24 protein-coding genes are annotated in these 21,653 nt (G+C 67.9%); 8 read left to right on the forward strand and 16 right to left on the reverse strand.

Features of this window, described 5'->3' with window-relative positions:
* Nucleotides 1-62: 62 nt before the first annotated feature.
* Together AWC12_RS15245 and AWC12_RS15250 are read right to left on the reverse strand one after the other, a co-directional pair.
* Entirely contained in the window at nt 63-641 is a 579-nt protein-coding gene (locus tag AWC12_RS15245) for a hypothetical protein (protein WP_085175281.1), read from the reverse strand.
* Between the two features lie 131 nt (nt 642-772).
* Nucleotides 773-976: a cold-shock protein gene (locus AWC12_RS15250; RefSeq protein ID WP_006243848.1), complete on the reverse strand. Its 204-nt coding sequence runs from the start codon at nt 974-976 to the stop codon at nt 773-775.
* Nucleotides 977-1,286: 310 nt separating this feature from the next.
* On the opposite strand from AWC12_RS15250, the gene AWC12_RS15255 reads away from it, so the two are divergent.
* Together AWC12_RS15255 and AWC12_RS15260 are read left to right on the forward strand one after the other, a co-directional pair.
* Nucleotides 1,287-3,638: a DNA 3'-5' helicase SftH gene (locus AWC12_RS15255; protein WP_085175283.1), complete on the forward strand. Its 2,352-nt coding sequence runs from the start codon at nt 1,287-1,289 to the stop codon at nt 3,636-3,638.
* Nucleotides 3,639-3,647: 9 nt separating this feature from the next.
* Nucleotides 3,648-4,718, forward strand: coding sequence for a PAS domain-containing protein (locus AWC12_RS15260; protein ID WP_024446930.1), 1,071 nt, complete (start codon nt 3,648-3,650; stop codon nt 4,716-4,718).
* Nucleotides 4,719-4,736: 18 nt separating this feature from the next.
* Here the strand turns inward: AWC12_RS15260 and AWC12_RS15265 are convergent, their stop codons facing one another.
* The 8 genes from AWC12_RS15265 to ssd all read right to left on the reverse strand — a co-directional run bounded on the left by AWC12_RS15265 (nt 4,737) and on the right by ssd (nt 10,507).
* Nucleotides 4,737-5,933, reverse strand: coding sequence for a serine/threonine-protein kinase (locus AWC12_RS15265; RefSeq protein WP_085175285.1), 1,197 nt, complete (start codon nt 5,931-5,933; stop codon nt 4,737-4,739).
* 66 nt (nt 5,934-5,999) lie between these two features.
* On the reverse strand, nt 6,000-6,299 hold the full coding sequence (locus AWC12_RS15270; protein WP_024446932.1) for an Rv3654c family TadE-like protein: 300 nt from the start codon (nt 6,297-6,299) through the stop codon (nt 6,000-6,002).
* A 31-nt stretch (nt 6,300-6,330) separates the two neighbouring features.
* Complete coding sequence (locus AWC12_RS15275; RefSeq protein ID WP_200865000.1) at nt 6,331-6,645, reverse strand: TadE family type IV pilus minor pilin; 315 nt, start codon at nt 6,643-6,645, stop codon at nt 6,331-6,333.
* A 14-nt stretch (nt 6,646-6,659) separates the two neighbouring features.
* Nucleotides 6,660-6,860, reverse strand: coding sequence for a DUF4244 domain-containing protein (locus tag AWC12_RS15280; protein WP_412093744.1), 201 nt, complete (start codon nt 6,858-6,860; stop codon nt 6,660-6,662).
* Nucleotides 6,861-6,883: 23 nt separating this feature from the next.
* A complete protein-coding gene (locus tag AWC12_RS15285) occupies nt 6,884-7,456 on the reverse strand; it encodes a type II secretion system F family protein (protein ID WP_024446935.1) in 573 nt (190 codons plus the stop codon).
* The gene (locus tag AWC12_RS15290; protein ID WP_024446936.1) at nt 7,453-8,241 is read right to left on the reverse strand and encodes a type II secretion system F family protein; all 789 of its coding nucleotides are present in this window, start codon (nt 8,239-8,241) and stop codon (nt 7,453-7,455) included. The genes AWC12_RS15285 and AWC12_RS15290 overlap by 4 nt, the downstream gene beginning before the upstream one ends.
* Nucleotides 8,238-9,416: a TadA family conjugal transfer-associated ATPase gene (locus AWC12_RS15295; RefSeq protein WP_024446937.1), complete on the reverse strand. Its 1,179-nt coding sequence runs from the start codon at nt 9,414-9,416 to the stop codon at nt 8,238-8,240. Before AWC12_RS15295 ends, AWC12_RS15290 begins: the two co-directional genes overlap by 4 nt.
* On the reverse strand, nt 9,413-10,507 hold the full coding sequence (gene ssd, locus AWC12_RS15300) for a septum site-determining protein Ssd (RefSeq protein WP_024446938.1): 1,095 nt from the start codon (nt 10,505-10,507) through the stop codon (nt 9,413-9,415). Before ssd ends, AWC12_RS15295 begins: the two co-directional genes overlap by 4 nt.
* A 439-nt stretch (nt 10,508-10,946) precedes the next feature.
* On the opposite strand from ssd, the gene AWC12_RS15305 reads away from it, so the two are divergent.
* Nucleotides 10,947-11,804, forward strand: coding sequence for an HAD-IB family hydrolase (locus AWC12_RS15305; protein ID WP_024446939.1), 858 nt, complete (start codon nt 10,947-10,949; stop codon nt 11,802-11,804).
* A gap of 437 nt (nt 11,805-12,241) precedes the next feature.
* Here the strand turns inward: AWC12_RS15305 and AWC12_RS15315 are convergent, their stop codons facing one another.
* Complete coding sequence (locus AWC12_RS15315; RefSeq protein WP_024446940.1) at nt 12,242-13,006, reverse strand: Fic family protein; 765 nt, start codon at nt 13,004-13,006, stop codon at nt 12,242-12,244.
* Nucleotides 13,007-13,126: 120 nt separating this feature from the next.
* On the opposite strand from AWC12_RS15315, the gene acs reads away from it, so the two are divergent.
* Nucleotides 13,127-15,088 (forward strand): acetate--CoA ligase, encoded by a 1,962-nt coding sequence (gene acs / locus AWC12_RS15320; protein WP_085175287.1) that lies wholly within the window; start codon nt 13,127-13,129, stop codon nt 15,086-15,088.
* Between the two features lie 101 nt (nt 15,089-15,189).
* A complete protein-coding gene (locus AWC12_RS15325; RefSeq protein ID WP_024446942.1) occupies nt 15,190-15,450 on the forward strand; it encodes a LapA family protein in 261 nt (86 codons plus the stop codon).
* Between the two features lies 1 nt (nt 15,451).
* Here the strand turns inward: AWC12_RS15325 and AWC12_RS15330 are convergent, their stop codons facing one another.
* On the reverse strand, nt 15,452-16,165 hold the full coding sequence (locus AWC12_RS15330) for a S1 family peptidase (protein ID WP_085175289.1): 714 nt from the start codon (nt 16,163-16,165) through the stop codon (nt 15,452-15,454).
* A 107-nt stretch (nt 16,166-16,272) separates the two neighbouring features.
* Between AWC12_RS15330 and AWC12_RS15335 the strand changes: the two genes are divergently transcribed.
* Entirely contained in the window at nt 16,273-16,821 is a 549-nt protein-coding gene (locus tag AWC12_RS15335; RefSeq protein WP_110808643.1) for a phage holin family protein, read from the forward strand.
* Complete coding sequence (locus AWC12_RS15340; RefSeq protein ID WP_085175291.1) at nt 16,821-17,789, forward strand: alpha/beta fold hydrolase; 969 nt, start codon at nt 16,821-16,823, stop codon at nt 17,787-17,789. Before AWC12_RS15335 ends, AWC12_RS15340 begins: the two co-directional genes overlap by 1 nt.
* Here AWC12_RS15340 and marP read toward each other — a convergent pair whose 3' ends face one another.
* The 4 genes from marP to nth are packed head-to-tail and all read right to left on the reverse strand — an operon-like array spanning nt 17,790 to nt 21,209.
* Nucleotides 17,790-18,983: an acid resistance serine protease MarP gene (gene marP, locus AWC12_RS15345; RefSeq protein WP_024446946.1), complete on the reverse strand. Its 1,194-nt coding sequence runs from the start codon at nt 18,981-18,983 to the stop codon at nt 17,790-17,792. It lies immediately after the preceding gene.
* Nucleotides 18,980-19,762, reverse strand: a complete 783-nt coding sequence (locus AWC12_RS15350) for an NUDIX hydrolase (protein ID WP_024446947.1) — start codon at nt 19,760-19,762, stop codon at nt 18,980-18,982. Before AWC12_RS15350 ends, marP begins: the two co-directional genes overlap by 4 nt.
* On the reverse strand, nt 19,759-20,406 hold the full coding sequence (locus AWC12_RS15355) for a TlpA disulfide reductase family protein (RefSeq protein ID WP_085175293.1): 648 nt from the start codon (nt 20,404-20,406) through the stop codon (nt 19,759-19,761). Before AWC12_RS15355 ends, AWC12_RS15350 begins: the two co-directional genes overlap by 4 nt.
* Before the next feature lie 5 nt (nt 20,407-20,411).
* Nucleotides 20,412-21,209 (reverse strand): endonuclease III, encoded by a 798-nt coding sequence (nth, locus tag AWC12_RS15360; protein ID WP_036465083.1) that lies wholly within the window; start codon nt 21,207-21,209, stop codon nt 20,412-20,414.
* Between the two features lie 105 nt (nt 21,210-21,314).
* Here nth and AWC12_RS15365 point away from each other — a divergent pair, with 105 nt between their 5' ends.
* Complete coding sequence (locus AWC12_RS15365; protein WP_024446950.1) at nt 21,315-21,611, forward strand: hypothetical protein; 297 nt, start codon at nt 21,315-21,317, stop codon at nt 21,609-21,611.
* Nucleotides 21,612-21,653: the final 42 nt, after the last annotated feature.

A 21,653-nucleotide genomic window follows, 5' to 3' on the forward strand; every position in this document is an offset into this window, starting at 1 on the left:
ATTTCGCACCCCGGGCTTGCCGACGCAAACCGTCGCCCCCCTGCCGAGGTGCCGCGGCCGGGCTAGATCCGCGGCCACTGCGACAACGCCTCGGCGACCGCGGGAGGTTCCCCCACGTTCTCTACCAGGCGCGATAGACGTCGTCGTCCACTGATTCGCAGCGCCGGATGCGACCCTCTGGTACCGATGAGAGTCGGCGCGATTCCGACTCTCATCATCGCTGACGCCAGCGCAGAATGCGTGTCGGGCGCATGCGGATCCAGTCCGAGCAAGTAGCGATCGGCCTCCGGAGTGCCTGACGCCAGCGTCCAGGCCCGCAATTCCCGCGGCCCGGGCAGCCACTGCGGCGGGACGGTCTTGACCGCTCCACGCGTCCACTCAGCGGCAATTCCGGCCAGTCGGGAGTCCGCAGCGGTGCGCACCAGCGGGTTGTTCTCGTCGGTGCGGGCGATCTCAGGCTCTAATCCCGCATCGGCGATCATCTCGGCCAGCGCCTCGGCGCGCCACAGGTGCTCGACCACGACCGACAGCCGCGCAGCACCGCTGACGAGCACAACCTGCCCCGGCCCGGCCAGCAGGCCCGTCAGATCGGCGATCGCCGGGGGCACCGACTCCGCAGAAAAGAAGGACAGCTGGCTCACAACGACGAGATTAGGCCAGCGACCCCCGGCAGACGTGTTGCCCGGCCGCAGGCCTGGTCCCACAAGAGATCACCCCCGCGTCATCCGAGTGGACGGCGCGGGGGTGATGTGAGGTCTTTGGTGTGTTCTGCTCAGACGGCGCGAACGCCGGTGGCCTGCGGGCCCTTGGGGCTCTGGCCGACCTCGAACTCGACCTTCTGGTTCTCTTCCAGGGTGCGGAAGCCGGAACCCTGGATCTCCGTGTAGTGGACAAAAACGTCAGCGGAGCCGTCCTCGGGGGCGATGAAGCCGAAGCCCTTCTCCGCGTTGAACCACTTCACAGTTCCCTGTGGCATCTTTCGTACTTTCCTTCTCTATATTCACCGGGTGCGGTCCGCCGCTTCTCGGCAGTCCGGGCCGGTTCCGACCGCCATACCTTCGTGGAGTGCTCGGAACTCGACCCGACCTACAACCCTCGCAGGAACCGCGATCGCAACGTCGTTCCTGCGAGTGCTTTTACACGAACACAGAAGCTGCGACCGCGATCAGTCAACCACGTTCATGGCTGTGGCGACAGTCTCGCGGTCATCACATGGTGAACAATTCACGTACAACAAGTTCTGGGCCGGGTTTTGGGCGGCCCGAGTACGTAACCGGAAGGGTCCGATGACAGATCCGGTGCCGGATTTCGGTCGCGAGTTGCTCGCATGTGCGGTCGAGGGCACCCCCGCCGACGAGCAGCCGCTCCGCCATGTCGCGGACCTGGCGCCGAGGCGGGCGAGGACGCACGCGTGGCCGGCCTGGGCAGACCCAGATGTGGTGCGGGCGTTCCATGATCGAGGCGTCGAGTCGCTGTGGTCCCATCAACTGGCCGCGGCGGAACTCGTCCGCGATGGACGCCATGTGGTGTTGAGCACGGGTACCGCGTCAGGCAAGTCGTTGGCCTACCAGCTACCCATATTGACGGGATTGAAGGACAACCCTCGGTCGCGGGTGCTCTACCTATCCCCCACCAAGGCACTCGGCCACGACCAATTGCGCGCCGCCGCAGCGTTGACGGCCGCGATCCCCGGTCTGAACGACGTGGCACCGACGGCCTACGACGGAGACAGCCCCTCAGAGGTGCGCCGTTTCGCGCGGGAGCGGTCACGGTGGATCTTCTCGAACCCGGACATGATTCATGTGTCCCTGCTGCGCAACCACGCGCGCTGGGCGGTGTTCCTTCGTCACCTCCAGTATGTTGTCGTCGACGAATGTCATTACTACCGAGGCATTTTCGGCTCGAATGTGGCCATGGTGCTACGTCGGCTGTTGCGGTTGTGCGCGCGCTATTCGCCAACCGAGAGCATGCCGACCGTCATCTTCGCCAGCGCTACGACGTCACAGCCCGCGGCGACCGCGTCGGAGCTGATCGGGCAGACGGTGGCGGAGGTGACCGAAGACGGTTCACCTCAGGGTGCCCGCACCGTCGCATTGTGGGAGCCCGCCCTGCTCCCCGACCTGTTGGGCGAGAACGGCGCTCCGGTGCGGCGTTCCGCCGGCGCCGAAGCCGCCAGGGTGATGGCCGACCTGATGGCCGAAGGCGCACGCACGTTGACATTCGTGCGATCCCGTCGGGGAGCCGAACTCGCAGCGCTGGGCGCCAGGACCCGGTTGGCCGACACCGCACCCGAATTGGCAGAGCAGGTCGCGTCGTACCGAGCGGGATATCTCGCCGAGGACCGCCGCGAGCTCGAGCACGCACTCGCCGACGGCAGGCTGCGCGGGATGGCTACCACCAACGCGCTGGAACTCGGAGTCGACATCGCGGGCCTCGATGCCGTTGTGCTGGCCGGCTTTCCGGGAACTGTCGCGTCGTTCTGGCAGCAGGCCGGCCGTGCGGGCCGCCGCGGCCAAGGAGCGCTCATCGTCTTGATCGCCCGCGATGATCCGCTCGACACCTACCTGGTGCACCACCCGGCGGCGCTGCTGGACAAACCGATCGAGCGGGTGGTGATCGATCCCGCGAATCCGTACGTGCTGGGCCCTCAGCTGCTTTGCGCGGCAACCGAATTGCCGCTGACCGACGCCGAGGTGCGGATGTGGGATGCCGAGGCGGTGGCCGCGACGCTCGTCGATGACGGGCTGCTGCGCCGTCGTCCGAGCGGATACTTTCCCGCCCCTGGCCTGGACCCGCACCCCGCTGTCGACATTCGCGGCTCCGGCGGCGGGCAGATCGCGATCCTGGAAGCGGGCACGGGACGAATGCTCGGCAGCGCGGGAGCGGGTCAGGCCCCGGCGTCGGTGCACCCTGGCGCCGTCTATCTACATCAGGGGGAGAGTTATGTCGTCGATTCCCTGGATTTCGAGGACGGGATCGCCTTCGTGCACGCCGAGGATCCCGGTTACACGACATTCGCACGGGAGATCACCGGCATCACGGTCACCGGAGCAGGGGAACGCACCGAACACGGGCCCGTCACCGTCGGCCTGGTGCCCGTGTGTGTCAGCAACACCGTGACCGGATACTTGCGCCGCCGCCTCGATGGTGAAGTGATCGACTTCGTCGAACTGGAGATGCCGACACGCAACCTGGAGACCATGGCGGTGATGTGCACCATGACTCCGGAAGTGCTGCAGGACAACGGAATTGATCCGCTAAGAGTGCCGGGGTCGTTGCACGCGGCCGAGCACGCAGCCATCGGACTACTGCCGCTGATGGCCAGTTGCGACCGCGGCGACATCGGCGGGGGGTCGACGGCGGTGGGCCCGGTGGACGGCTTGCCGACGATCTTCGTCTACGACGGCTACCCCGGCGGCGCCGGCTTCGCCGCCCGCGGGTTCCGCACGCTGAGCCAGTGGTGGAACGCGACCGCGTCAGCTATCGAGGCATGCGAATGCCCGGCGGGCTGCCCGTCGTGTGTTCAGTCCCCGAAATGCGGCAACGGCAACGACCCGCTCGACAAGGCCGGAGCCGTTCGCGTGTTGCGCCTGGTCACGGGCGCCCTGGCGGCGAAAGGTGACAATGGCCGTCGGTAGGATCTGCCCATGACCCACGACTGGATGCTCGTGGAAACACTGGGCACTGTGCCTGTCGTCGTCGCACATGGTGCCCACACCAAAGACCTGATTCCGATCGGCACCTTCCTGCGCCGCAGCCCCCATCTGATGGCCATTCAGACCGCCATCGGCGAAACGGTGCGCAGTGCGACCGGCCTGAGCAGCATCACACCCAAGAACGACCGGGTGATCCGAACCGAAGTGGTCCAGATGTCGGACGGCCGCATCCACGGCGTACAGATGTGGCTGGGAGCGCCCGACGAAGCGCCGCCCGAGCGCCCCCTGGTGGGCTCGCTGATGTGGGACCTGACCGCGGGCACCGCGACCGACACCGTCGAATCCCTTCAGGTGGGCGGATGGGACCCGGCCAAACAGATGACCCACGGGCGCGCCTTCGCCGACGACCTGCCGCGCCGCGAACTGAAGCGCAACGAAGCCGAAGTCATCAGCATGGTGATCAATCCCGAAGCGGGAGTGACCATTTGCGATACGTGGGATGTGATCGACTACCGCGGTGAACCGATCACCGTTGGGTTCGTCGCGCGATCGGTGCCCGAAACCCAGGACGACGGCAGCGAACGGCTCATCTGCCGCGCGATGAACTGGCGCACCGTCCGCGAAGGCCCAGGCATCCAGCACGACCTGCTGGCGCAGCGCATCCTCGACGGTCTCGCGCAGCCGGGCGTGCACCGAGCACTGGTGGACCCGAAGAACTGGACGCTGCTGAAGTGGCTGGACGATCCGGTGCCGTTCTTTGACTGGCGCGCCGGCATGGTCCGCGAGCAGGCCGTCCATCCGCAAGATCGACAGACGATGAAGAAGATGGCCGCCGACTTCGATACGGGCGCCGCCAGCGGAGTACTGCGGATGGTCGGCCATCACGGAGGCTGGACCCCGGTGCACGTGACGGTCAATCGGGTGGAGCTCGGCAGGGGCATTCACGCCGGCCTGGCGTCGCTGCGAATGCCGACGACCGCCGAACTCACCGCCGCGGGAATCGAGGAGCACCCCGACTCGGAAGCGCCGCGCCCCGGCAACGACCCACTGCGCAGAAGCTAGACGCCGAACGCCGAAGTCTCAGGGTTTCGGCTTCTTCCCGTTGCCGTTGCCGCGTCCGTTGCCGGGCTTGTCCGGTTTCACCGGTTCCTCAAGCACGGGTGCCGGTACGGGCTGGGTGACCGGAACCATCGGGGGAGCCGTCGGCGGAGTGCTGGTCGGCCGCGGGGGCGGCACGACGGTACTGGTGCTGACGCTTTCCTGAGGGGCGGTCGATGTGAACGGGTCGAATGCCAGGGCGAGTGCGGCGACGGCGAAGGCCGCCAGGGCCGCCACGGCAAGCAGGTACTTGCGCCTGCGGCTTTGCGGTCGGGCGGGCGGAGCCACGAAGTGTGTTGTCGGATCGGGCAGCGGTTGGGCGAGTACGCGCGTCGCCGGTCTCGGCAGCCCCGCGGCCGCCGTCAGGGCCGTCATGTCACCGGCCAGTGCGGCGCGCATCTGGGCGGCACTGCCGAAGCGTGCGCGCGGATCTCGGTTCATCGCGCGGTCGATGACGGCGGCCAGCACGGGATCGACCCCGGTCTGCGAACTCAGAGGCGGCGGTGGCGAATCCATGATCGCGCGCGCGAGCGCGACAGGGTTGTCCTGCGGGAAGGCGCGATGGCCGAGGAGCGCCTCGTACCCCATCAAACCCACGGCGTAGAGATCATCCGAGACCGATGCGGGCGCGCCGGCGACCCGCTCCGGGCTCATGTAACACATCGTGCCGATGACCTGCCCCGTCGCGGTCAGCGCAGCTCCGGCGCTCTTGGCGATACCGAAATCGGCGACCTTCACCGAGCGCCCGTCGGCGGTGAGGAGGACGTTGCCGGGCTTGATGTCGCGATGCAGCACGCCCGCGCCGTGCGCGACGCTCAGCGCTGCCAGCACCTCATCGAGCATGGAGCGAACCTGCTCCGCGGGCATCGGCCCGCGGGCGATGACATCGGCGAGGGTGCGGCCCGGCAGACGCTCCATCACGATGAACGGTGTACCGCCGTCTGTGCCGAAGTCATGGATGGCGACGATGTTGGGGTGCGACAGTGGCGCAGCCGAGCGTGCCTCGACTTCGAACCGTCGTCGCGCGTCGGGGTCGGCCTTGAAGCTGGGATGTAGCAGCTTGACGGCGACAGGACGGTCGAGTCGCGTGTCCCAGCCGTCGCGAACCTCAGCCATCCCGCCGATGCCGAGCTGGCCGCGGAGTTCGTAGCGGCCGACAAGCGTTTCGGGGCCCGTCATGCGGGCTGCGTATCCCGCCTTGCGCGGGCGTAAACCCCGCACCGCCAGGCTCTGAATCCGTCTCGACTACGCCGGTCCGGCGCGGGCGAGCGCGCGGGCATGGACGGCCCCGAAAAGCCGCAGAGAGACCGGGGCATCGACCGTCACGGTCAGATCGAGATCGTCGACGGAGCATCCCACGGCGGTCGTCGCCATCCTTTGCGCCACCGTCGACGCCTTTGCGCACGCAGGTCCAACACCGGCGGGTACAGCCGCCGCGCCGGCGAGCGCAGCGAGATCGGCGGCGGCCTGGGCCCGATGACGTGCCACCACCGTCGCGCCGATCTGCGCTCCGCCGACGGTGACGGCCAGCAGCACCGCGCACATCGCCGCCGCGACCAGGCTTGCCGAGCCCCGCTCATCGACCACTCTCCTCGGCGGCGGCAACGCTCTCGGCACTGATCGACACCATCGGCAGCAGCGCCGATGTCGTGGTGACCCTCGCGACGACGAAATCGCCGTCGCTTCGCACATCGATGACCGCGGCGGGCGGTGCGATGCCCTGTGCGGTGCGTGTCGCCGATGCAGCATCACCTCTCGCGGCCAGCCGCGCGGCCTCGCGCGCCGCATCGATGCACCGCACCTGCATGCTGATCGCGGTGAGTCCGGCCAGACACACAGCCAGGACGGCCACCAGCGCCACCACGGCGAATGCCGCTTCTGCAGTGGCGATTCCGGCATCGTCGCTCAGACGTTCGTGCTCAGAGCCCGGTTGATGATGTTGGTCAGCGCGGTGACGATCGAATCGCCCGTGACAACCGTATAGAGGATGGCCCCGAACGCGGCCGCCGCGATGGTGCCGATGGCGTACTCGACAGTCGACATCCCGTCGTCGTCGACCGCGAGCACGATCAACCGTGTCCGCAGATCCTGAAGCCGTTGTCTCACCACTGTTTCTCCTTTGCATTCCGTCACAACACTCCTGTTTGCAGAACTTCGCCCGCGAGTCCTGCGACCACGGGCACGATGCCCAGACACAGGAACGCCGGGAGGTAACAGAGCCCGAGCGGGCCGGCCATCAATACCGAGGCCCGCTCGGCTCTCGCGCTCGCCGCATCGGACGCCTCGCCGCGCAGTTGAACGGCCAGATCCTCAACGCCGCCGGCAAGCGCGCTACCGGAGGCCGCCGACCGCCTGGCCATCCGCAGGAAGGCGTTCAGATGACCCTCCGCCACGGTCGCCGGATTCGCCCAGGCATGCGCAGGCTCGGCGCCGAGCGCGAGAAGGTCGGCGGCGCGCTGCAGAAGAGTCGCCATCTGCGTGGGCGCCGATGCCGCTACAGCGGCTGCGGCCGTCGAGACCGCCATGCCGGATCGCAGGCACGCCGCCAGCACATCGAGGCTTGCGGCGACAGCAAGGGGATCCTCGTCCGGTTCGCGTCTCTGCTCGTCGCCCGCGATGCCCAGGCCGCGTCGCACCCTGGTGAGCGACACCGGAGGCAGTGCGAGAACCGCCGCGGCGAGAAGCACCGCTGACCAGATCACGACAGCACCCGCGACGTGATCCGGTCCGACCACAGCAGGCCGCAGCAGACGAACAGCATGCCCACCACCAACAGCCATCCACCGACCCCGCCGGACAGGAGAAAGGTGACCGGCTCTGCTCCGATGGCGTGGCCGAGGAGCACCCCCAGCAGCGGAAGGCCGGCCAGAATGGCGGCCGTGGCCCGCGCACCGGCCAATCCCGCCTCGACGCGGCCACGGAACCGCTCCCGTTCGGCGATATCCCGTTGCGCGGCCTGCAGCAGGGTCGCGATCGCCAGACCGTGCGTCTGTGCGAGCTGCCAGCACACCGCGAGTCGATCCCAGTGTCCGGGCGAGGGCGACGACCGGCCCTCGGTGCGCAGCCCCGCCGCGACATCGGCGCCCAAGACGGCGCGTGCCGCGACCGCTCCCAGCGAGGCGGCCATCCGGCCATCTGTCTCCTGGGCGGCAGCGTCAATGGCAGCCACCGGGTGGGCACCGACACGCAGTTCACCGACCAGGACGTCGAGCGCCCCCTGCAGTGCAATCCCTTCGCCGGCACGTCGGCGTCGCCGCGCGGCGATGCGGCGCCGGACAAGCAGCGTGCCGAGCAGCAATCCCAGCGCCACCGCGACCATCGGCGTCGAGGCCAGCGACACGGTCACGCATGCCGCTGCCGCGCAGGCCGGCGCTGGCAGTGCCTTGCGTCGCCTTCCGACCGAGACCAACTCTCGGGCGCGCCAGCGTGCGTCGGCGGGCAGGAGCAAAGCAGCCAGCGCCAAGGCCAGCGCCGCCGCCGCCGTCACGGCAGCCCCCGGGTGCGGACCATGTCGCGCAGCGCGTCGGCTCCGGACCCGAAGCCGCGTTCGCAGTGCCAGCAGGAGACGACCTCGACGCGGCCGTCTGCTGCGCGACGCAGCAGCCCCACCTCGCTGAGCCGGCGGCGCCCCGAACGGTCTCTGGCCACATGGAGCACCACCTGAATCGCGGCCGCCAGTTGGCTGTGCAACGCTGCCCGGTCCAGTCCGCCGAGTGCGGCCAGCGCCTCGAACCGCGCAGGCACCTCTGCGGGACTGTTGGCGTGCACAGTGCCCGAACCGCCGTCGTGGCCGGTGTTCAATGCGGTCAACAGGTCGACGACTTCGGCGCCGCGAACCTCGCCGACGACGATCCGGTCGGGCCGCATCCGCAACGCCTGCTTGACCAGATCGCGAACCGTGACTTCCCCTGCACCTTCGACATTTGCGTTACGCGCCACCAGCTTGACCAGATGCGGATGGTCGGGCTCGAGTTCGGCGGCGTCCTCGACACAGACGATGCGTTCCTGTTCAGGCACTGCCGCCAAAAGCGCGGCCAGCAGTGTCGTCTTTCCCGCTCCCGTTCCGCCGGAGACCACGAATGCCAGCCGCGCGCCGATCACGTCCTTCAACAGCGCTGCTGCATCGTCGTCGATGGTGCCCGCGCCGATCAGCGCCTCCAGGTTCTGGTTCGCAGGTCGCAGAACGCGCAGCGACAAACACGTCCCGGCTGCCGCGATCGGGGGCAGCACCGCATGCAAGCGAACCGTCAGCGCGCCGCTCGGATCGCCGGCGCTCAGACCGGATAGATGACCGTCCACCCAGGGCTGAGCTTCGTCGAGGCGGCGGCCAGCGCTCAACGCCAACCGCTGCGCCAGCCTGCGGACAGCCGCCTCATCAGCAAATCGCACCGACGCCCGCCGCAGGCCCATGCCGTCGTCGATCCAGACCGAGTCGGGTGCGGTCACCAGGACGTCTGTCGTCCCCGGGGCCGACAGCAACGGCTCGAGAACGCCCGCCCCGACCAGTTCTGTCTGCAGCTCACGCATGCTGGTCAGAACTTCCGCATCACCGAGCACACCGCCGGACTCGGCTCTGATGGCTGCGGCGACGACGCTCGGGCGTAGCGGGACAGCCTGTGCAGCGAGACGCTCCCGGACGCGCTCGATCAACGGCGCACTCATGCGGCCACCATGACGCTCTGCAAGTGCGGGTTTTGGCAAAGAACCGACAGCACCTCGCGCGCGGCCCTGCCCAGAGGGGACCTGGGCCGGACCTGCAAACCACCGCGTTCCAAGGCCGCTTCAATTCCGGGCTGCGGCCGCATGGCGGCAAGGACCGGTAGACCGACGATCCGCGCGACATCAACGGGCCGCAGGCCACCGGGCGCTGGGCCGCGCACCACCACGCCGGTGTTCGGATTGGCCGCCGTGACCCACTGAGCGGTCGCCGACGCGGCGGCGCAAGAGCGCACATCCGCCGTAGTGACCAACACCACAAGATCGGCAGATGCCACCGCGATCTCGCTGGCGGCGCTCGGGCGCCGAGCCACATCGCACACGACGGTCACGCCGCCGCGGCTGCCCGCGTCGATCACCGCGCCCAGCGGTGCGACGTCGATGTCGTTGCTGGATCCGTCGCCAGACAACACGCGGCTTCCCGACAGCACGGTGACCCCATGCCGCTTCGGGAGTGCGTCGCGAAGCGCCGAATAGCTCACCCGGCCAGCTGCCAGCGAAAGATCGGGCCAGCGGAGTCCGGGCTGGGTCTCGCTGCCCAGCACCAGGTCGAGACCGCCGCCCCACGGATCGCCGTCGACGAGAAGAGATTCCGTGGCCGCCTGGGCGACCGCGGTTGCGAGAACCGACGCCCCGCCACCGCCACGACCCGCGATGACCGCGACAACAGGACCGCGGGCGTCCGCTTCACTGCCGGTCTCGCTGGCATCCGCGAGCACCGCCATCAGTTCGCGATCATCCGTCGGCAACGTCACGATCTGTTGCGCGCCGATGGCGACGGCGGCTTCCCAATCCGCAGGCGCGGGCGGAACTGTGCTGATCAGAAGGACGCGAGCGCGTCGGGGCAACCCGCGGGCGGCACATCGGCGCGCAGCGGCCGAGTCGACGAGCACCGCCGCGGCGCTCATCCACACGCGCCGGTTCGACGGATCGCTCGTCCGCACTATCCGCAGGCCGGCGGCCGCCACCACCCGGTCGATGTCGGCGATGAGAACCTCGTCATCGACGAGAGAAAGGATCCCGTCCGTGGCGTTCATGGGTCCAAGCCTGCGGCGGAATAGCACGGCCCGAAAGGGTCATAGCAAGGATCTGTGGATCAACTCGGATGTGTGGACAGTTCGCGATGCGACGTAGGACAGAATGCGAAAGCGGCGGTGAAAACGCCGTTCCGCAACAAATTGACGCCGCGTGATCTATCCGCTTGACGAAAAGACCCCACAAAAGGGACGACCCCCGCCAGGGGGGGAGGAGGCGGAGGTCGTCGTGTATCAGCCCCGGGGGGTCGGGCTGATGCACACCCGGCATAAGCCGAGTAGAGCCCACTATACACACGCCCGACAGGGCCAGCGCAAGTATCGAAATGGCAACGACTTCGGTGTGGCGCGCGAAAGATTACAGATGCAGACACGTGTCGTGAACTGCCAATTTGTACGATCGGAAGCGATCTGTCACGCGACCCACATCTATGCTGACCGTGTGACCTCACCCGATCCGGCGGATGAGAGTAGCCAGGCGCTCGACGCGTCCCCCTCATCGGACCGCCCCGTTCGCACCGCCGCGTTCTTCGATCTCGACAAAACAGTCATTGCGAAATCGAGCACTTTGGCTTTCAGCAAACCATTCTTCAGCCAGGGACTCATCAACCGGCGCGCCGTTCTGAAGTCGACCTATGCGCAATTCCTGTTCCTTATGTCGGGCGCCGACCACGAGCAGATGGACCGGATGCGGTCCTACCTGACGAACATGTGCGCAGGCTGGGATGTCGAGCAGGTCAAGGCTGTCGTCGGCGAGACGTTGCACGATATCGTCGACCCCCTCGTGTTCGCTGAGGCCGCCGAGCTCATCGCCGACCACAAGCTGTGCGGCCGCGATGTTGTCGTGGTGTCGGCATCCGGCGAGGAGATTGTGGGGCCGATCGCGCGGGCGTTGGGTGCCACCCATGCGATGGCGACACGCATGGTCGTCGAAGATGGCAAGTACACCGGCGATATCGCCTTCTACTGCTTTGGTGAGGGCAAGGTCGAAGCGATCCGCGCGCTGGCCGAACGTGAGGGTTACGCGCTCGAGCATTGCTATGCCTACTCGGACTCGATCACCGACCTGCCGATGCTCGAATCCGTGGGCCATCCGACCGTCGTCAACCCGGACCGCACGCTGCGCAAGGAAGCCGTGTCCCGCGACTGGCCGATCCGCACCTTCTCCAAGCCGGTGTCCCTACGCGACCGGGTGCCGACACCGTCGGGGGCCGCCGTCGCGACCACGGCGGCGGTCGGCCTGAGCGCGCTTGCGGCCGGCGCCCTGACCTACTCGCTGCTGCGCCGATTCGCTTTCTGATGTCGGGCTACACGCAGGTAGCTGGAGCGCTCTTGTAACGATCGGGGCTCGCGACCCAATTGCCCCTTGATGTGACTCCGGTCACGGAGTACAAAGGAAGCACGGAAGCCGGGTGAGGCCAAGGTCGAGCCGGAAGAGAAGGCTCGATCTCCCGACCTCGGCTCCTAGCACGGGTCCCGGAACCCACGCGGAGCACATACCGCGATATAGGTAAGAGTGTTGCGGGCCTGCGTAATTGCGAAGATCGGACGACCTCGACGGTCCTTTGGGTGGGGCTGCGGTCGAAGCGGAGCGCAAGGACGCCGAGGCCACCCACGCAACCCGATACGCACGCTTGGTAACCGGAGCCCCGCGCTAGCGGGCGGTGAGCCGATGGGGTCGCAAGACCATTCGGAGCACCGCCCGCTTCATGTTGCTGGGGCGGGTGGGCAGAAGGTCTAGGACTGCGACGCCGCAGCGATCGACAGGGCTTCCCGCGCGCCGGCGTGCAGCGCCTCGTTACTGAGAAGCAACCATGCCGTGAGGCCGTCCGGGGTACCGGATGCGAATCCGCGTGCCGCAGCTCGATAGTCGTTCGAGCGCTTCATCCAGTGCATCTCTGGCACGCCGAGTCCGTGCGGGTCCAGTCCGCTGGCGATCGTGACCAGTCGCGAGACCGCGCGGGCCACCACACCGTCGGCACTGCCAAAGGGTTCCAACGTCAGCAGTTCGCCGTGGGCCACCGCCGCGAGCACCGTCGCAGGCACCTTTGTGCCACCGGTCGCGATGTCGGCCAACAATTCCAGCCGGCGACCCGCTCCTTCCCGGGGCCGACCCAACCTGTCGTCGGAGACGAGGTCCGCCGCGGCGAGCGAGTGCAGCCGGGCGATCGCCTGCAACGGCGCGCGTCGCCACACACCGATCAGTGCACCCTCGCCACCCTCCAGCGCCTCGGCGACACGCAGCGCGCCGGCGAGCACCGGGTCGCTCCGGTCGTGAGGTGCGGAACCGCCAGAGTCCCCCCCTTCTGGCGAGAACTGCAGCGGCCCGCCGTCCAGTACCGACGACGCGCGGGCGGCCCGCAGCGAGGCTTCGGCGGCGGTCTTCGGCCAGCCGCGCAGATTGGTGCGATGCCGGTGGGCTCTGCCGAGCGCCTCACGCGCTTCCTCGCCCGCGTCGGCGACGCCGGGCAGCTCGGTCAGCGGAGCCAGCGGGTCGGTCACGCCCCAGAAGATACCGTTGGACCGGCGAGCCTCGACGTTCGTCGCGCCGCAGATGCCGCCTGCAGCCCCGGCTGTGAGTTGCCAACGTCGATGCAACGTTGGGTGACTACCCTCACAGTCATGACCGAGACGCACGTGGACGCCCAAATGTCCTACCCTCCGGCTCCCGAATTCACCGAGAACGCTAACGCCACAGCCGACCTCTACGACGAGGCCGAGGCTGACCGGCTCGGCTTCTGGGCCAAGCAGGCCAACCGGCTCAGCTGGGACACGCCCTTCACCGAGGTGCTCGACTGGTCGGACGCGCCGGTCGCCAAGTGGTTCGTCGGCGGCAAGCTCAATGTCGCCTACAACTGCGTCGACCGCCACGTCGAGGCAGGCAATGGCGACCGGGTTGCGATCCACTGGGAGGGCGAACCCGTCGATCACTCGCGCAGCATCACCTACGCCGAACTCAAAGACGAGGTCTGCCAGGCTGCCAACGCGCTGACCGAGCTCGGCCTGAAGTCCGGGGACCGCGTCGCGATCTACATGCCGATGGTCCCCGAGGCGATCATCGCGATGCTCGCGTGTGCGCGCCTGGGCGCCATGCACTCGGTCGTGTTCGCTGGCTTCTCGGCGTCCGCGCTGAAGGCTCGCATCGACGATGCGCAGGCCAAGCTGGTGATCACCACCGACGGCCAGTACCGCCGCGGCAAGGCCGTGTCCCTCAAGGAAGGTGTCGACGAAGCCATCGGAGGGCTCGGCGACAAGAGCCCCGTCGAGCACGTACTCGTGGTGCGCCGCACCGGGATCGACACACCGTGGACCGAGGGCCGGGACCTCTGGTGGGACGAGGTAGTGCCGAAGGCTTCGACGGACCACACCCCGGAGGCCTTCGACTCCGAGCATCCGCTGTTCCTGCTCTACACCTCGGGCACCACCGGCAAGCCCAAGGGCATCATGCACACCTCGGGCGGCTATCTGACCCAGGCGTCCTACACCCATTTCAACGTCTTCGACGTCAAGCCCGAGACCGATGTGTATTGGTGCACAGCAGATATCGGCTGGGTGACCGGCCACAGCTACATCGTGTACGGGCCGTTGTCCAACGGCGTCACGCAGGTCGTCTACGAGGGAACCCCGGCCTCGCCGAATGAGCACCGCCACTACCAGGTGATCGAAAAATACGGTGTCACAATCTATTACACCGCTCCCACACTGGTTCGCACGTTCATGAAGTGGGGTCGCCAGATTCCCGCCGAGCATGACCTGTCGTCCCTGCGGCTTCTCGGTTCGGTTGGTGAGCCGATCAACCCCGAGGCGTGGCGCTGGTACCGGATGGCGTTCGGCGGGGACAAGACCCCCATCGTCGACACCTGGTGGCAGACCGAGACGGGCGCGATCATGATCTCGCCACTACCCGGCGTGACTGAGTGCAAGCCCGGGTCGGCAATGCGGGCGCTGCCGGGGATCTCGGCCAAGATCGTCGACGACGACGGCAACGAGCTCGAGCCGCAACCCGACCTCGGAGAACATGTCACCGGCTACCTGGTCCTCGACAAGCCGTGGCCGGCGATGCTGCGCGGCATCTGGGGCGACGAGGAGCGCTACCGGGAGACCTACTGGTCGCGGTTCGCCGAGCAGGGCTGGTACTTCGCCGGCGACGGTGCCCGGTACGGCAAGGACGGCGAGATCTGGGTGCTGGGCCGCATCGACGATGTCATGAACATCTCGGGGCACCGCATCTCGACGGCCGAGGTCGAATCGGCGCTCGTCGGGCACTCCGGAGTGGCCGAGGCAGCGGTGGTCGGTGCGACCGACGAGCACACCGGTCAGGCGATCTGCGCGTTCGTGATCCTGAAGTCGAGTGCACACGGCGGTGAGAAGAACATGGTCGACGAACTCCGCGCCGAGGTGGCCCGCGAGATCTCCCCGATCGCCAAGCCCCGCGAGATCCACGTCGTGCCCGAACTGCCGAAGACGCGCAGCGGCAAGATCATGCGTCGGCTGCTGCGCGACGTCGCCGAGGGCCGCGAACTCGGCGACACCTCCACGCTGGTGGATCCGAGCGTCTTCGAGGCGATCCGCGCCAGCAAGTAAGCGCCGGGCGTAGGTGCGGTACATCACGCCGCACCGGCGTTCGGTTTCGCTCCGGGGATCCGTCTTCATGACAGACACACAATCCCGAAAGGAGCGATCACATGAGCGCACTCACCAACTCCGACCGCAAACCGGCCCGTCGTTCGGGCGGAGCCGTCAAGGCGACCCTGGTTCTCGCACTGATCCTCACCGTCGCCCTGGCGGTCTTCGCGTTGCAGAACACCGTCCACACCACCATCAACTTCGTGGGCTGGAACTTCGATGTGGCCCAAGGTGTTGCGCTGTTGGGCGCGGCAGGCGTGGGTGCTGTGATCGCGCTGGTGGTCAGTGCCGCGATCCGGCTGCGCCGTGCTGTCCGGTGATCTAGGAGCCGATCGGCCGGAACCCGGTGCCCGGTCGTCCCTTGGCGGCGATGTCGGCCAACTGCGTGTTGATCGACATCGTCACAGCGGGCGTGTGCAGCGGGATGAACTTGACGACGCAGGTCGGCAGGTCCTCGGAGAACGCTCCGTGGATCATGCCGACGAGCCGGTTGTTGACCGTGACGGGCGCGCCCGAGTCGCCGGGGCCTCCGCAGACCTGGTTGACGATCGTGCCGGGTTCCTGCCCGGGTCCCCAGGTGACGCCGCAGGAGTAGCCGGTGGTGCGTCCGAGCTTGCAGGCGACGTCGCCGAACGCCGGGTCGGGGCCCAGGCCGTCGATGCGGAAGCCGTTGACCTCGTTGACGGGCGTGACCTTGGCGGGGTCGAACCTGATAACCGCGTAGTCGAGGATGTCGTTGCCCGCCACCATCTTGCCCACCAGGCCGGCGTTCTCGAGACCCTCCGCGGCGACGACGGCGCCGGGGCCGCCGCAGTGCGCGGAGGTGAATCCGATCAGGTCGCCCTTGCTGTCGGTGCCGATGGCGGTCAGCGTGCACAGCGTTTCGCCGTCGACCACCAGTCCCGACCCGCCGCCGAGCGGGATCGGCGGCTGTGCGTTCGCGGGTGCGGCGGCGAACGTGGCCGCAGCGCCCAGGCAGGCGACCGCGCTCACGAGCACGGCACGAACCGTCAGCCGGAGGCTGTGGGTTCTCACGAAGTCACTCCCAAATATTCGAAACAGTGAGCGCCCGACCCGCCCAGCAAGGAACCTAGGCAGTCTATCGTCGGCCGGAATCGTTTAGGGCGACGCCACATGGCAACATGAACGCGACCGAGGAACCACAGGCGGGAAGGAAGCTTGTCGTGAGCGACCGCAGGAACGGCGTGCCCAACACCGTGACGTCGATACCGCTGGTGGATCCCCACGCACCGAAGCCCGATCCGTCGATCGGCGATTTGGTCAAGGATGCGACAGCGCAGGTGTCGACGCTGGTGCGCGCCGAGGTGGAACTGGCCAAGGCGGAGATCACCCGGGATGTGAAGAAAGGCCTCACCGGCAGCGTCTTCTTCATCGCGGCGCTGGTGGTGCTTTTCTACTCGACGTTCTTCTTCTTTTTCTTTCTCGCCGAGCTGCTCGACAACTGGCTGTGGAAATGGGCCGCGTATCTGATCGTGTTCGGCATCATGGTGGTCCTCACCGGCGTGCTCGCGCTGTTCGGGTACCTGAAGGTGCGCCGCATCCGCGGTCCGCAGAAGACGATCGAGTCGGTCAGGGAACTGCCCGAGGCGTTGACGCCGGGCCCTGACAAGAAAGCCGTGACCGCGACGGACGGTCAGCCTGCACCGCAAAAAGACCCGTCAGGCTGGTAATGGGCCGACCCGATCCGTCGGTTGTGCGCATCGGCGGACCGTGGCGACATCTGGATGTACACGCCAACGGGATTCGGTTCCACGTCGTCGAAGCCGAACGCGCCGACGGCGTTGACGACACAGTCGACCCGTCGAGGCCACTGACCGATCGCCCGCTGGTCATCCTGTTACACGGCTTCGGGTCGTTCTGGTGGTCTTGGCGGCATCAACTGCGAGCTCTGTCCGGCGCCCGTGTGGTCGCCGTCGACCTGCGCGGCTACGGCGGCAGCGACAAGCCGCCCCGCGGCTACGACGGATGGACGCTGGCCGGTGACACCGCAGGCTTGGTGCGGGCGCTCGGCCACAGCTCCGCCACGCTCGTCGGCCACGCCGACGGAGGTTTGGTCTGCTGGGCCACCTCGGTGCTGCATCCCCGAGTCGTGCGCGCGATCGCCGTCGTGAGTTCGCCCCATCCGAGCGCGTTGCGGACGTCGACGCTGCGCCGGCGTGATCAGGGCAGGGCCCTGCTGCCGTGGATGCTGCGCTACCAGATGCCGATGTGGCCCGAACACGCGCTGACCCGCAACGACGGCGCCGAATTGGAACGTCTGGTGCGGAGCCGCGCGAGCGCCAGGTGGCAGGCCGGTGAGGATTTCGCGGAGACCATCGCTCATCTGCGCCGGGCCATTCAGATTCCGTCGGCGGCGCACTGTGCGCTGGAATATCAGCGCTGGGCGGTACGCAGTCAGGTACGCAGTGAGGGTAGACGGTTCATGCGGTCGATGAGGGGGCCGCTGGCGGTGCCGATCCTCCATCTGCGCGGCGACGCCGACCCCTACGTGCTTGCCGACCCGGTGTATCGGACCCAACGCTTCGCGCCGCACGGGCGCTACGTCTCGATCGACGGCGCCGGACATTTCGGCCACGAAGAGGCGCCCGCGGAGGTCAACGAACAGCTGTCTCGATTCCTCGCCCAGGTGTACGGCTGATCAGCTGGCGCTGATGCATGTACCGGTGGCCACCCGCGCGACGTTGCCGACCTTGGCCATCTGCGCGGCCACCTCCTGGGAGGTGAGCACGAACCCGGTGTCCACGTCGTCGACTGCCGCCCCGAAGACCACGCCGAGCACCTTGCCCTGCCGGTTGATCATCGGACCGCCCGAATTACCTTGACGCACAGTGCCTCTGATCGTGTACACCTCGCGGGTGACGGTCGTGCTGCGGTAGATGTCGGGACCGTTGAGCTCGATGACCTCACGGACCCGCGCCGGCGTCGCGGTGAAGTCGCCGCCACCGGGGTAGCCCATGACGATGCCGTCGGTGCCGCTTGGCGCGAGCTCGTCGACGAACTGCAGCGGGGCGGACGGTAGGTTGGGAACATCGAGGATCGAGATGTCGGCGTCGGGGTCATACGACACGACGCCCGCGTCGTAGGTCTGACCGTCGACCTCGACGGTCACACTGTCGGATCCGGCGACCACGTGCGCATTCGACATGACCCGATTGGGCGCGACGACGAACCCGGTGCCTTCCAGCACCTTCTGGCAGCTCTGCGCCACGCCGCGCACCTTGACCACGCTCGGCTGGGTGGTGCCCACGACAGCCGACGCCGCCAGCGTCGGGTCGGGCGCGTCGACCGCGGCGACGGGCGTCGGGCCGAACGGTTTGAGAACGTCGTGCAGCCCCGCGGTCTCCCACAGCGACGACAGCCGATTGGGCACCGACCGCAGCCAGCTGGGTGCCACCGAGTCGACTTCGGCGATCACTCGGGAACCTTGGACGGCGGCAGCCAGATTGGGCTGGGGCGAGGACACCAGCGCTGTGCCCAGCAGCCAGGCCGCGGTCAGCACGAGGACCAATTGCAAGGCCACCCCGACGACCGAGTCGGCGATACGCAGACCAGGGTTGCGGATCGCTCCGCGCACCGCCCTGCCGAGGACCACGCCCGCGATTTCGCCGATCACGACGAGCACCAGGATCAGGAAAAGCGTCACGAAGAGTTTCGTGCGCGGCCCGTTGAGGTGGCTGACCACATGCGGGGCGAGAAGGATTCCGGCAGCGGCGCCGAGCACCACCCCGACGAGGGCGAGCAGCGACCCGGGCGCCCCGGACCGCCAACCCGAGATGGCGGCGAGGAGCGCGATGGCGAGGATGGCTATGTCGAGCCACTGTGACGAGTTCATCGTTGCGCATCACCGTAGCTGCCCTCGGCGTCGAGTAACGCCATTGCATCGCTCAGTTCGTACAGTTTGTCGTTTTCCCACGGCACCGCCCAGCCCGCGACGTCGAGCATCGCCGCGATCACCTGGCCGGTGAAACCCCACACCAGCATCTCGTTGAGCAGGAACGCCGGCCCGGCCGAGCGCCGGGTGTTCTCGCTGCGGTACACCATGATCCGGTTTTCCGGGTTGACGAACGCGCGCACCGGGACCCGGGCGACGTGCGCCGTCTCGTGCTCGTCGACCACGGCCACCGGGCCGGGATCGGGCGAGTACGCGAGCACAGGCACCACGTGGAATCCCGACGGCGGGATGAACATCTTCTCCAGGGTCGCGAGCGGCCGCAGCCGGCTCGCCTCGATGCCGGTCTCCTCCGTGGCCTCCCGCAGCGCGGTGTGCACGGGGCTCTCATCCTCGGGGTCCGCCGCGCCTCCGGGAAAGGCGGCCTGCCCGGCGTGATGCCGCAGCGTCGACGCCCGGACGGTGACCAGCAGGTCCGCATCGTCGGGCAGGGTCCCGCGCTCGCCGTGATCCGGCCCGGAGAACAGTACGAGCACAGCGGCATCACGTCGGGCGCCGGTCACCGCGGCGGTGGTGTTGGCCGCGGTCAACGCGGCGAGCACCTCGGCGGGGACGCGGCGACGGTAGGCGGCCTTGACGGCTCCGGGCCGGTCGACCAGCGGTGCGAGCCAGGGCGGCGCTGCGGACGCGGTCAGCTCACCCTCGCGGCAATCCCAGCTCACGCCACTCCAATCTTCCCGTCGACCGCCGCGGCGATCTCGTCGGCAGTCGCGAACGACCGGGGCAGGATCTCAGCAACGCTACCGTCGGCGCGCAGCACCACCGTCGCAGGCATCACGTTGGGCACCTTCAGCGCAGCGGCGATGGCGCGGCGTCCGTCCTGCACCGTCGGCAGGTGCACGCCCAGCTCGGCCATCCTGAGCAAAGCAGCCGTCTCGTTCTCGTCCTGATGCACCGTCAGCACGAGCACCTCGGGCCCGACCCGTCGCTGATACTCGGCCATCGCCGGGAGTTCGTCGGCGCACGGTCCGCACCAGTAGGCCCAGAGGTTCAGCACCACGGGGCGGCCGGCGAGGGCTCCGGCGACGTCGAACCGCGACCCGTCGCCAACGCATTCGAGCTCGATGCCGCGCAACGCCTCCGGACCCGGCCCGCCGCCGGGCGCCGGGCATGGTTGCAGTCGCGCCTCGGCCCGCGGGCCCGCGAGAGCCTCTGCGGTGTCGGCATCGCGGCGGTCACGCGCGGAAATGGAATCCTGGCGCTTCGATGGCGCGGCCGTCTGGTCCCCGAGTTCCGAATACAGCGCGACACCGAGCGCGATGAGAATCACCAACGCCACGATGCTCCAGCGGGCCGACGCTCTCACGGGCTCTAGAGCCCGGCCAGCGCCAGCAGATGCTCGGTCTCGGGTCCTTTGACCAGCGGTGCCGCGATCAGCGGGTCGGTGGGCCCTGCGCCGTAGGACGGGCAGTCCTTGGCGAGCACACAGACGCCGCAGGCGGGTTTGCGTGCGTGGCACACGCGCCGCCCATGAAAGATGACCCGATGACTCAGTAGCGTCCACTCGCTGCGCTCGATGAGGTCGCCGACGATGTGTTCGACCTTGACCGGATCCTCTTCGGACGTCCACCGCCAGCGCCGGACGAGCCTGCCGAAGTGGGTGTCGACGGTGATGCCGGGGATGTCGAAGGCATTACCGAGGATGACGTTGGCGGTCTTGCGGCCGATGCCGGGAAGCGTGACGAGCTCGTCGAGCGTGCGGGGCACCTCTCCGTCGAATCGTTCTTCGAGCGCCTGCCCCAGCCCGATGAGCGAATTCGCCTTGTTGCGGTAGAACCCGGTGGGGCGGATCAGCTCCTCGAGTTCGGTGCGGTCGGCGGTGGCGTAGTCCTGTGCGGTGCGGTATTTGGCGAACAACGCCGGTGTCGTCATGTTCACCCGCACGTCCGTGCATTGGGCCGACAGGATGGTCGCCACCGCCAGCTCGAGCGGGGTGGTGAAGTCCAGCTCGCAGTACACATGCGGAAACGCTTGTGCCAGAGTCCGGTTCATTCGGCGGGCGCGACGGACGAGGCCCAGGGGGGTCTCTTTGTCCCACTTGGCAGCAGACGCCCGGCGTGGTGCTTTGGCCACTGCCCGGCCCCCGGCCGACGACTCACTCACGGTCACCTCGCCAGCCTACTGAGGAGTTCCGACACTCCCGGCCGTGGATCGGTCCTTAACGTGGACTTTTCGTGATCCCAACGAGATCTTGGCCGTGTTTACTTCGTCCTTGTGTCGTGGTTGCTCGTCGCGCTCATCCCGGGTCTGTTGATGTTGGCGACCCTCGGGCTCGAGCGCGTCGAGTCGGGCCTGCGCCGCGACACGATCACCCCGGCCGACGTCGACATACTCGCTCGCACCGGGATCGATCACGCGCAGCTCAGCACTCACCGACGTGTCGATGTACGCCAGACACCGGCGCGGGACTTCATCCAGCCGATCTCGGCACCGGGTTTGCCGACACACGACTATCTCCAGCACCTCGCCAATACGGAGTTTCGGCAGACCCGGCATGCCAATCGTGTGTAGCGTGGGCTGGTCACGCTAGGGGTGTCATCGTCGGCAACGTCT

Origin of the sequence: Mycolicibacterium iranicum (assembly GCF_002101705.1) — a bacterium.
In the GTDB taxonomy this organism is placed as follows: Bacteria; Actinomycetota; Actinomycetes; order Mycobacteriales; family Mycobacteriaceae; genus Mycobacterium; species Mycobacterium iranicum.

Bases quoted from the DNA above. Each gene is read 5' to 3' on its own strand.
- AWC12_RS15295 (WP_024446937.1), bottom strand. From the start codon at position 9,416: ATGAGTGCGCCGTTGATCGAGCGCGTCCGGGAGCGTCTCGCTGCACAG.
- AWC12_RS15250 (WP_006243848.1), bottom strand. From the start codon at position 976: ATGCCACAGGGAACTGTGAAGTGGTTCAACGCGGAGAAGGGCTTCGGC.
- ssd (WP_024446938.1), bottom strand. From the start codon at position 10,507: ATGAACGCCACGGACGGGATCCTTTCTCTCGTCGATGACGAGGTTCTC.
- acs (WP_085175287.1), top strand. From the start codon at position 13,127: ATGACCGAGACGCACGTGGACGCCCAAATGTCCTACCCTCCGGCTCCC.
- AWC12_RS15265 (WP_085175285.1), bottom strand. From the start codon at position 5,933: ATGACGGGCCCCGAAACGCTTGTCGGCCGCTACGAACTCCGCGGCCAG.
- AWC12_RS15260 (WP_024446930.1), top strand. From the start codon at position 3,648: ATGACCCACGACTGGATGCTCGTGGAAACACTGGGCACTGTGCCTGTC.
- AWC12_RS15255 (WP_085175283.1), top strand. From the start codon at position 1,287: ATGACAGATCCGGTGCCGGATTTCGGTCGCGAGTTGCTCGCATGTGCG.
- AWC12_RS15335 (WP_110808643.1), top strand. From the start codon at position 16,273: ATGAACGCGACCGAGGAACCACAGGCGGGAAGGAAGCTTGTCGTGAGC.
- AWC12_RS15270 (WP_024446932.1), bottom strand. From the start codon at position 6,299: ATGTGCGCGGTGCTGCTGGCCGTCACCGTCGGCGGAGCGCAGATCGGC.
- AWC12_RS15340 (WP_085175291.1), top strand. From the start codon at position 16,821: ATGGGCCGACCCGATCCGTCGGTTGTGCGCATCGGCGGACCGTGGCGA.
- marP (WP_024446946.1), bottom strand. From the start codon at position 18,983: ATGAACTCGTCACAGTGGCTCGACATAGCCATCCTCGCCATCGCGCTC.
- AWC12_RS15325 (WP_024446942.1), top strand. From the start codon at position 15,190: ATGAGCGCACTCACCAACTCCGACCGCAAACCGGCCCGTCGTTCGGGC.